Raw genomic sequence first — 9,041 nt, forward strand, 5'->3', positions numbered from 1 at the left:
CCGTCGGCGTCTGGCCGATCAGACCGACGGGCGCGAACGAGTGGGTGGGCGAGTAGTTGATTTTCTGCCCCAGCAAGGTGGGCAGCGAGTGGCTGCTGGTGCTGCCGAGGGTGAGCGTGTAGCCATCCGGCGCCGCCCGGGCCCCGGCCTCGGAACCGACCAGACCGGCCGCGCCCGCACGGTTGTCGATCACCACGGGCTGCCCCAGGCGCTGCCCCATCGGCTCGGCCACCAGCCGCGCCACCACATCGTTGGGACCCCCGGGTGGGAACGGCACGATGAGTTTGACCGGACGCTCGGGATAGCCGGCCCAGGCGACGCTTCCCAGTGTCAGCGCCACCCCGGCAGCCAGCCACCATTGGCCCGCCCGCACCCGCCACCTGCGGACAAGCGCCTGTCCTGATGCACGTACAAAACCCATGGCACTGACCTCCTGTTGCCGGGTGCGGCAGAGGATTTCAAAAGAGGGGCCGCACCTTGCGCAGGTTACACGAAAATATTTTATTTTTAAATATATTTTTTATTTATCTATAGAATATTTCATACCCCATGGCAACGGTGAACCACCTGGCCACCGCGGGACGCCGGCGCTGGCACCAGCGCCTCCGCCTCCATCTGGACACGGAAATGGTCCTGGGCAAGTGCCGCGTGAACCACGGTGCAGGCCGGGCGCACGTGCTCGAAAACGGCCCATTGCGCCGCGGCCACCGCCGCCAGGTCAGCCATGTCGCGCAGGTAGATGCGCAGCCGCACCACATCGCATATGTCGGCGCCCGCCTCGGCGATCGCCTGCTGGATCAGTGTCAGCACATGCCGCGCCTGCAGGCCGGCGTCGTCACCGCCCACGAGCCGCCCCTGTTCATCCACCGGCAGGGTGCCCGAGACGAACACGTGCCGCCCGACCCTGACGGCGCGCGAATACGCCAGCATCCCGGCCCAGGCCGTGCGCGCCGGCACCGCCAGGCGCCCGGGCGTCATGACCCGCCATCCACGTAGGCCGGCCGGGCAAGACCGTCGGGCACCGGGCCGTAGAGGCGCCCTTCCGGAAAATACTCCGCATGCAACTGGACCTGGCCTGCCACTGCCTCTCCCTGCGTGCGGGCGATGTAGGCCAGCAGCATGTCGATGCCCGCCGAGACGCCCGCCGACGTCCACACCGGGCCATCCTGCGTGTAGCGCTGCTCGATCACCTCGACGCCTGCCTCGCGCAGGCGGTTCACCACTTTCCAGTTGGTGCTGGCGCGGCGCCCCGCCAGCACGCCGGCGGCCAGCAGGATGAAGCTGCCCGAGCACACCGACATCAGGGTCGCGCCGGCATTGGCGCAGCGACGCACGAACGCCATCAGGTCGGTTTGCTGCATTTCGTCGAATGCGGCAAAACCGCCTGGTACCAGCAAATGGGTGAGCGCCGGCGCGCAGGAGAAGTCGGCGTCGGGCAGCACGCGCATGCCATGCGCACAGCGCACCGGATCGAGGCTGCGCGCCACCAGCAGCGGCGCTGGCCCCCCGGCATAGGTGTGCCACATGCCCAGCATTTCCCAGGGCCCCTGAAAGTCGAGCTCTTCGACCCCCGGATAGATCAGAACACCAAAGCTCATGGACGCCTCTTGCGCGCGGGAGAGGCGGCTTTGGGGGCGGCCACCGGAACGCCCAGCAACTGCATGGCCGCGGCCACCTGGGCCTCCATCAGATCGGACAGGCGCAGGCCTTTCTTGGGCCGGTACCAGACACTGGAGTACTGGAGCACCGCCAGCACATTGAAGGTCGTGACCCGTGTATTGGCGACCACGAATTCGCCACTGGCCACCCCCTCGTCAATCAGCTCCCGGAACACCTGCACCAGGGCACGCTGGCGCAGGCGCAAGGCCTCGCGACGCTCGGGCGACAGCACCTGGGTGAGGTACTGCGGGCCGTACAGGTGGGCGTTGACCAGCGAGGCCGCTCCTCCGCTGCCCAGCTCCACCTTGAGCTGCGCCTGCAGCACCCGGGCCATGCGCTCGCGCACGGTACCTTTGCCCGCAGCGGCCTTGGTGACGCTGGCGTGGAGCTGTTCGAGGATGTGATCCATGCAGGCGAAGAACAGCTCTTCCTTGGTGCGGAAGTAGTGGTACAGCGACGGACCGGTCATCTGCAGCGTATCGGCGATGTCGGCGGTCGTCGTGGCCTCGAAGCCCCGCGAAGAGAAGGCCTCCAGCGCCACCTCGATGATGCGCTGGCGCAATGCGGCGCGCTTGGCGCTGACACGCTCACTCACCATGATGCCACCCGCGCGCGGTTGTGGCCACCATGGACCGGGAATCGGATTGGTTTGGGTACTTCATCGTTCAGGGGTTGCCTTGCGAGGCAACGGAAGCGGATCCAGAAAGCGTCGGATGACATTGGCCGTTATTCTCGCCACATCCGTCGGCTCGCGCCCGTCCCCGTGCAAGGAACCGATCCAGGTCATGCTGCCCACGGCGAACACATCGCCCTGCCCCACGGGCGCCAGGACCACGTCGGAGCGGGCCTTGCGGTCTTCGAACGGCGGTATGTAGGACAGGAGCTCCTCCTTGGTGCGCAGCATGCTGGCCGCATGGCCCTCGGAGCGTGCCAGCCACCAGGTGGATGCGGGCGTGCCGAGGTCGGCATCGCTGCGATCGATTTCCCAGCCGGACGCACCACCACCCCACCAGCCGGAGCGCCCGAACGTACCGGCATCGACCCCCGCAAAGACGAAGGCCATCTCCGGTGCCGGCGCGTCGGCGCACTTGCGGTAGTGGGCTGCGCGCTCAAAGCCCTGCGCGGCCATGCCCACACCGACGATCTGCTGCGGTGCCCGCCCCAGCCGCCGCCACAAGCCCCCGTACTCGCCGGTGAACGCGCAATGGTATTCACCGGGCGCACCGATGCTGGGGCGGGTGCCGTCTTCGGCGCGCCGCACCTCGATCATCTCGGCCTCCTCGTCGCAGGCCGTGCGCCAGTAGAAGCCGTTGCCGCCCAGGTAAAGCAGCCGGCCGCCGCCGTGCAGATAACGCCACAGGCCGTCCCACATGGCGGTGCTGGTGTACTCGGGGTGGTGGCCGGTGAGCACCACGCGGTAGGGCGCCAGCGCCGCCTCTCCCAGGCGGTGCAGGTCGTGGTCGGTGATGACATCGAACGCCTGCCCTTGCGCCTGCAGCCAGTCCATCAGCCAGCTGTCGGCCACCAGCCCCCAGGGCCGGTGCCCGGGTGAAACGCTCCACAGAGGCCGCCGGCTGCCGGCCCACAGCACCCCTTGCCCGTCGGCATGCCGCTCGTAGATGGAGCGGCCATGGGCCGGGTGCAAGGCATCAAGCCTGCGCTCGGCCACGTGCTCGGCCCCGGAGATGACCGGGCCACGCATGTCCTCGGGCGCGTTGGCATAGGCCAGATAGGTGAAGGTGGGCAGCAGCACCGCGACGCGGTGGCGCGGCCGGGTGGCACCGCTGACAAAAAAGCTGACATAGACGGGCTCGGCGCCGGGTTCGTCAACGGCGTGCAGTCGGAACGCATAGCTTCCGCTGTCCAGGTCGTCGGGGACGCGCCAGCTCGTCGTCGGCACCCAGTGGGCGTCGAGCAAGGTATCGGCGTTGAAGTGCAGCGCCGAGTAATGGGCCGGAGCCCGCTGCGGGTCCTGGAACCTGCCGTCCCAGCGTACCCCTCGCACGGCGGTATAGGGGCGCTGCGGCTCGTGCAGCCGGGCGCCTCTGGCCAGATCCTGCACACTGGCGCCCTTGCCCAGACGTGCCCTGAGCAGGCAGGCACCGTCGGTGGCGCCCAGCGCCATCCGCTCCCAGGGCGCGCTCGGGCCTGCCCCACCATCGTCTTCACACGTCAGCAACCCGGCCGGCGACAGGCCCTGCACCGACGCGCGCGGCACCACCGACAACAGGTCCAGGCGCACGTCGGCGCTGGCCCGGTGGCCGGGCCGCGTGCCCAGGTACCAGTGGGACGGTCGGCCCCCAGGCATGGCACATGACTGCTGGTGCCAGGTGTCCCATGCCCCGGACACGCCATCGGGCACCACCGCGCAACACCGCGCCGTGCGGGCCTGCAGCACCGCCTGCCCCGGGCGGTCCGGATCGGGCAGCAAGTCCAGCACCAGCAGCAGCCATTCGCCGTCGGGCAGCGCAATCCTCAGGCTGTCGCCACCGGGTTGCACCGCGACGCCGAGCATGGCCACCGACCCCCTGGGCGCGTCGAGTTCGATGACGATGCCGGACCCCTGCGCATCGAGCAGCGACATCACGTGGCCTGGCGCGCCACGGGCCATGCGCTGCAGCGCCAGCACCAGACTGCCATCGCGCCAGAGCGGCAGCCGGGCACACACGGCGCCGACCTGCGCGCCGGCGAGCAAGGGCTGCACCGCCGGCCCGTGGATGCCCGACAGCGCTGCCGGCACCGCAGAGATGGATTCGGCCGGCCCGAACGGGCGTCCGTCCGGGTCGCGCTCGGCGTTGAGGCAGGCCAGGCGGACGACGTCCACCCGGGTGGCCCGCGGCAGGCTGGCGTGCAGGGCCACCGCCTGGCCCGGCGCCACCACCCACGGCACGGCGTAGCCGGCCGGGATGCCGGTCATGTCCTGCGGGGCGCTCATGCCGGCACCCCGGCCGATGGCCCCCCGGCGCTCATCAGCGTGCGCGGTTGCGCCACGTTGGTGACCGAGATCCAGTCCGCCACCAGCGCCGGCTTGGCGCGCCCTTCGATCTCCACCGTCACGTCGTACACCGCACGGTACTGCGTGGGCGAGCGCAGGCTCATCGCCTTGAGGACAAAATGGCCGCGGATGCGGTCGTCCACCAGCACCGGTGCGAGCATGCGCAGCCGGTCGAAACCATAGTTGAGCGTCGACAACTCGTCGGACGGCCGGGCCACGATGTCGTTGACCATGCGCGTGAGCAGGGACACGGTGAGGAACCCGAAAGCGAACGTCTTGCCGAACGGGCTGTGAAGCGACGCCCAGGCGGGATCGATGTGCATGCGGTCGGGGTCCTCGGTGACACGACCGAATTCGGTGATGCGCTGCTGCGGCACAGGGATCCAGCGTGAAACGCCGATTTTCTGCCCGAGCAGGGCCAGGGCGTTGCTGTCTTCGAATAGTTTGATCATGTCGTTTCCCTTTGGTTGGCAAGGTGGTGTTTGGCCGGTGTGCCGCTTGCGTTCAGCTCCGGTAGTCCGGACGCCATGGCACGTGTGGTCACGCGGTCGATCTTTCCGTTGGCCAGCAAGGGAAAGGCCTCGATGACCCGAAAGCTCTTGGGGACCTTGTAGTTGGCGAGCCGGCTGCGGCACAGTTCCGCCAGCGCCTCGCGCCCTGGCGCCCGCGTGCGCCAGGCGATGACGGCATGCACGGCCTCGCCGTAGCGCTCGTCGGGAAGGCCGACGACCACCACCTGGTCGATATCCGGATGGCTTTCGAGGACCTGCTCGATCTCGCGCGGGTAAACGTTGTACCCACCGCTCTTGATCATTTCCTTGAGCCGGCCCTGGATGGCCACGTTGCCGTCCGGGCGCTGCATGGCCAGGTCGCCGGTGTGCAGCCAGCCGTCGCTCGTGAACGCCGCCTGCGTGGCCTGCGGGTCGCCGAAGTAGCCGGCAAAGATCAGCGCGCCCCGCCCCTGGATTTCGCCCACTTCCCCCGGGGCACAGAGGCGCCCGTCCCGGTCGGCGATGCGGAACTCGAAATGGCGGTCGAAGCGGCCGACACAGTGCGCCAAGACCTCGTCGTCGGCGCCCGGGTCCGAGTAGGCAGCCGAACTCGAGGTCTCCGTTTGCCCATACTCCACGTACAGCGGCACGCCGATTTCGCGCAGTTGCCGGATGGTCCAGGCCGAAGCCGCCCCGCCCCCTATGCAGATGCTGTGCAGATGGCCCAGCGCCTTCGGGTCGAATGAGGGATCGCGCACACACTCGTGGTACATGGCGGGCACCTGCAGCCAGCAGTTCACCCGCTCGTCGCGGATCAGTTGCAAGGTTCGCGCCGCCGAAAAGCGCTGCAGGAAGACCACACTGCCGCCGCCCACCAGGGCCGCGAGCGTGAGATTCATCAGGCAACCGACATGGTTGACCGGCAGATTGCACAGGTAGCGTGGCTGCGGCGGATTGAGACGCAGGTGCTGCACCGCGGCGGCATGCAGCAGCCCGCGATGCGTCAGCATGGCCGCCTTGGGCCGCCCCGTTGTGCCCGAGGTGAAGACGATCACGGCCGTCCCGGGCAAGGCCGAACGTGTCGGCACGTCCAGCGTGTCGGACGGGGGCGGCGGAAGACGCCCGATGCGGCTCAGACCTTCGACACAACTGTCCATGCTGTCAAAGGACACCACCGGCGGCAGCGCCACCTGCCCGGCCACGGCATCGATCAGGGCCAGGAAATCCCGCCCTTCGAATGACCGCAGCGTGATGAGCAGGCGGGGCCTGACACGCCCGACGGCCTCGGCCACTTCATTGACCGTGTAACGCGGATTCAGGCCAACGTAGATGGCTCCCACCCGGCTGAGCGCCATGAGCACCAGCAGGTACTCGGGCCTGGGCGTGCTGAGCAACGCGACCCGGTCTCCCGGAGCCAGGCCGGCCGACACCAGGGCCTGCGCGGTGTGCCCGACCAACGCGTCGAAAGCCGCCCAGCTCCAGTGCCTGCCCTCGAAACTGACCGCCACGGCAGTCGGCGTGCGCCGCGCATGAACGGACAGCGCGTCATCGATGCGGCGCCATCCCGCCACGTCATTCATCAGGTCTTCGGTCTTCATAAAATTTTATTGATGATTTAATTTTTGATTGACCTATAGATTATCACGCCTTAGACTTTCCATGCAACGGGCGACGACACACGGACGTTTCCCGCCTACCCACCCACCCTGAGGAGACATGCACCATGAACACACCCACCCTGCCCACCCATGTCCCGGCAGCAAGGTTCGCCGGCATCGGCCGCCTCGTCCGTCGGACCGCTGCCTGGACCACCGCGGCCACCCTCGTGCTGTCGGCCACCCAGGCCTGGTCGCAGCACACCGTGCGCATCGCGCAGCTCGAGCCGCTGTCCGGCCCCTTTCAGAGCCAGGGCGAAACCAACGTGCGCACCCTGCAGGCCGCCGTGGATGAGTTCAACGCCCGCGAAAAAGACATCCGGTTCGAGGTGTCCGTGTTCGATGCCCAGGGCAAGGCCCAGGAAGCGTTGAACATCTTTCGCCAGGCCACCGATCGGGGCATCCGCTACTTCGCCGGCGGGGGAAGCTCGGCCATCGTCTCGGGCCTGATCGAGGCCGTGAACACCTACAACGAGCGCCACCCCGGGCGTGAGGTGCTGTACCTGAACCACCAGGCGATCGACCCCGACTTCACCGAGTCGCGCTGTTCGTTCTGGCATTTCCGGTTCGATCCGCACGTGCACATGCGCATGTTCGCGATGACCTCCTACATCACCCGCGACGCCGCCGTCAAAAGGGTGTACCTGATCAACCAGGACTACAGCTTCGGGCAGCAGGTCGAGGCCTCGGCCAAGCGCTACCTGGCCTCGATGCGGCCCGACATCGCCATCGTGGGCGAAGAACGTCACCCGATCGGCCGCACCAAGGACTTTGCACCGTATGTGGCCAAGATCAAGGCCTCGGGCGCCGACACCGTGATCACCGGCAATTTCGGCCAGGATTTGGTGTTGCTCATCAAGGCCGCCAAGGACGCCGGGCTGAACGTGCGCTTCTACACCTACTACGGCAATGCCCTGGGCGCGCCGACAGCGGTTGGCGCGGCGGGCATCGAGCGCCTGCGTCTGGTGGGCACCTGGGAGACCAATGCCATGCCTGCACGCATGAAGGCCATCTACGACAACTTCAAGGCCAAGTACCCGAAGACCGACATCTTCCACACGGGGGTGATCGAGATGGTGGGGCTGCTGGGCGAAGCGGTGCGCAAGGCCGGCACGGCCGAGCCCAAGCCGGTGGCGTTCGCGCTCGAGGGCCTGAAGACCCAGGGCGCCTTCGGCGAGGTGGAGATGCGGGCGGGCGACCACCAGCTGCTCGCGCCGCTGTTCATCCAGACCTTTGCCGCGGTGGACGGTCAGCAGGTCAGGTACGGCATCGAAGGCATGTCGCTGGGCTTCCGCACCGACGCGAAGATCGGCGCCACCGAAACCGCTCCGGTGATGGCCTGCCAGATGAAGCGCCCGGCCAGGTAAGCACCCGCGCCCAACCCCAACGGACCTGCACACGGATCACCGATGGACATCATCGCTTCGTCTTTGCTCAATGGCCTGACCTATGGCTTTCTGCTGTTCATGCTGGCGGCCGGGCTGACCCTGGTGTTCAGCCTGATGGGCATCATGAACTTTGCCCACGCCAGCCTCTACATGCTGGGCGCCTACATGGGATACGCACTGGCCAGGCCGCTGGGCTTCGCCACCGCCGTGCTGGTGGCCCCGCTGCTGGTCGGGCTGCTCGGTTGCGCGCTGGAGCGCTGGCTGCTGCGCCCCCTGCACGCCCGCGGCCATGTCGCCGAGCTTCTGTTCACCTTCGGGCTGGCTTTCCTGATCGAGGAGGCGGTCAAGCTCGTGTGGGGAGCCGGCGTGGTCGACCACCACTTTCCACCCGCGCTCGAAGGCAGCCTGTTCCAGTGGTTCGGCACCCCTTATCCGGCCTACAAGGCCTTCATGGTGGCGGTGGCCGTGGCGGCCCTGGGCAGTCTGTACCTGCTGGTGGCACGAACCCGCGTCGGCCTCATCGTCCGGGCCGCACTCACACACCCGATGATGGTCGAGAACCTGGGGCACGACACCGACCGGGTCTTCATGTGGGTGTTCGGCCTGGGCAGCGCGCTGGCGGCCCTGGCCGGTGTGATCGGCGGTGCAGCGCTGACCACCGAACCCTCGATGGCCACGCAACTGGGCACCATTGTCTTCGTGGTGGTCGTCATCGGTGGCCTCGGCTCGATCCAGGGCGCCTTTCTGGCCGCCCTGCTCATCGGCATGCTGCAGACCCTGCTGATCGCCGTGGACCTGCGCCTGGGCCAGGCCATCGGCATGCTGGCGCGGTACGCGCCGGCCGTGCTCGCCG

General features: G+C 67.9%; 9 protein-coding genes. 2 read left to right on the plus strand and 7 right to left on the minus strand.

Features of this window, described 5'->3' with window-relative positions:
* The 7 genes from PHQ87_RS11855 to PHQ87_RS11885 all read right to left on the minus strand — a co-directional run.
* Positions 1-373: tripartite tricarboxylate transporter substrate-binding protein (locus tag PHQ87_RS11855; RefSeq protein ID WP_300234448.1), on the minus strand; the 373-nt coding region annotated here is incomplete at its 3' end.
* A gap of 167 nt (positions 374-540) precedes the next feature.
* Positions 541-978 carry a Rid family hydrolase gene (locus tag PHQ87_RS11860; protein WP_300234451.1) on the minus strand — a complete coding sequence of 146 codons (438 nt, stop codon included), beginning with the start codon at positions 976-978 and terminating at the stop codon, positions 541-543.
* The gene (locus PHQ87_RS11865) at positions 975-1,598 is read right to left on the minus strand and encodes a DJ-1/PfpI family protein (RefSeq protein ID WP_300234454.1); all 624 of its coding nucleotides are present in this window, start codon (positions 1,596-1,598) and stop codon (positions 975-977) included. The genes PHQ87_RS11860 and PHQ87_RS11865 overlap by 4 nt, the downstream gene beginning before the upstream one ends.
* On the minus strand, positions 1,595-2,257 hold the full coding sequence (locus PHQ87_RS11870; protein ID WP_300234456.1) for a TetR/AcrR family transcriptional regulator: 663 nt from the start codon (positions 2,255-2,257) through the stop codon (positions 1,595-1,597). Before PHQ87_RS11870 ends, PHQ87_RS11865 begins: the two co-directional genes overlap by 4 nt.
* Before the next feature lie 60 nt (positions 2,258-2,317).
* A complete protein-coding gene (locus PHQ87_RS11875; RefSeq protein ID WP_300234459.1) occupies positions 2,318-4,594 on the minus strand; it encodes a N,N-dimethylformamidase beta subunit family domain-containing protein in 2,277 nt (758 codons plus the stop codon).
* Positions 4,591-5,106 carry a MaoC/PaaZ C-terminal domain-containing protein gene (locus tag PHQ87_RS11880; RefSeq protein WP_300234462.1) on the minus strand — a complete coding sequence of 172 codons (516 nt, stop codon included), beginning with the start codon at positions 5,104-5,106 and terminating at the stop codon, positions 4,591-4,593. Before PHQ87_RS11880 ends, PHQ87_RS11875 begins: the two co-directional genes overlap by 4 nt.
* On the minus strand, positions 5,103-6,743 hold the full coding sequence (locus PHQ87_RS11885; RefSeq protein ID WP_300234465.1) for a class I adenylate-forming enzyme family protein: 1,641 nt from the start codon (positions 6,741-6,743) through the stop codon (positions 5,103-5,105). Before PHQ87_RS11885 ends, PHQ87_RS11880 begins: the two co-directional genes overlap by 4 nt.
* Positions 6,744-6,868: 125 nt before the next feature.
* On the opposite strand from PHQ87_RS11885, the gene PHQ87_RS11890 reads away from it, so the two are divergent.
* On the plus strand, positions 6,869-8,167 hold the full coding sequence (locus PHQ87_RS11890; protein WP_300234467.1) for a branched-chain amino acid ABC transporter substrate-binding protein: 1,299 nt from the start codon (positions 6,869-6,871) through the stop codon (positions 8,165-8,167).
* Between the two features lie 42 nt (positions 8,168-8,209).
* Positions 8,210-9,041 (plus strand): branched-chain amino acid ABC transporter permease (locus tag PHQ87_RS11895; RefSeq protein WP_300234470.1); only part of this gene is annotated, 832 nt, incomplete at its 3' end.

This window comes from Hydrogenophaga sp. (assembly GCF_028698005.1).
Lineage (GTDB): Bacteria > Pseudomonadota > Gammaproteobacteria > Burkholderiales > Burkholderiaceae_C > Hydrogenophaga.

Excerpts from the sequence above, each read along its gene's own strand:
- PHQ87_RS11865 (WP_300234454.1), bottom strand. The coding sequence starts at position 1,598 with ATGAGCTTTGGTGTTCTGATCTATCCGGGGGTCGAAGAGCTCGACTTT.
- PHQ87_RS11860 (WP_300234451.1), bottom strand. The coding sequence starts at position 978 with ATGACGCCCGGGCGCCTGGCGGTGCCGGCGCGCACGGCCTGGGCCGGG.
- PHQ87_RS11885 (WP_300234465.1), bottom strand. The coding sequence starts at position 6,743 with ATGAAGACCGAAGACCTGATGAATGACGTGGCGGGATGGCGCCGCATC.
- PHQ87_RS11890 (WP_300234467.1), top strand. The coding sequence starts at position 6,869 with ATGAACACACCCACCCTGCCCACCCATGTCCCGGCAGCAAGGTTCGCC.
- PHQ87_RS11880 (WP_300234462.1), bottom strand. The coding sequence starts at position 5,106 with ATGATCAAACTATTCGAAGACAGCAACGCCCTGGCCCTGCTCGGGCAG.
- PHQ87_RS11875 (WP_300234459.1), bottom strand. The coding sequence starts at position 4,594 with ATGAGCGCCCCGCAGGACATGACCGGCATCCCGGCCGGCTACGCCGTG.
- PHQ87_RS11870 (WP_300234456.1), bottom strand. The coding sequence starts at position 2,257 with ATGGTGAGTGAGCGTGTCAGCGCCAAGCGCGCCGCATTGCGCCAGCGC.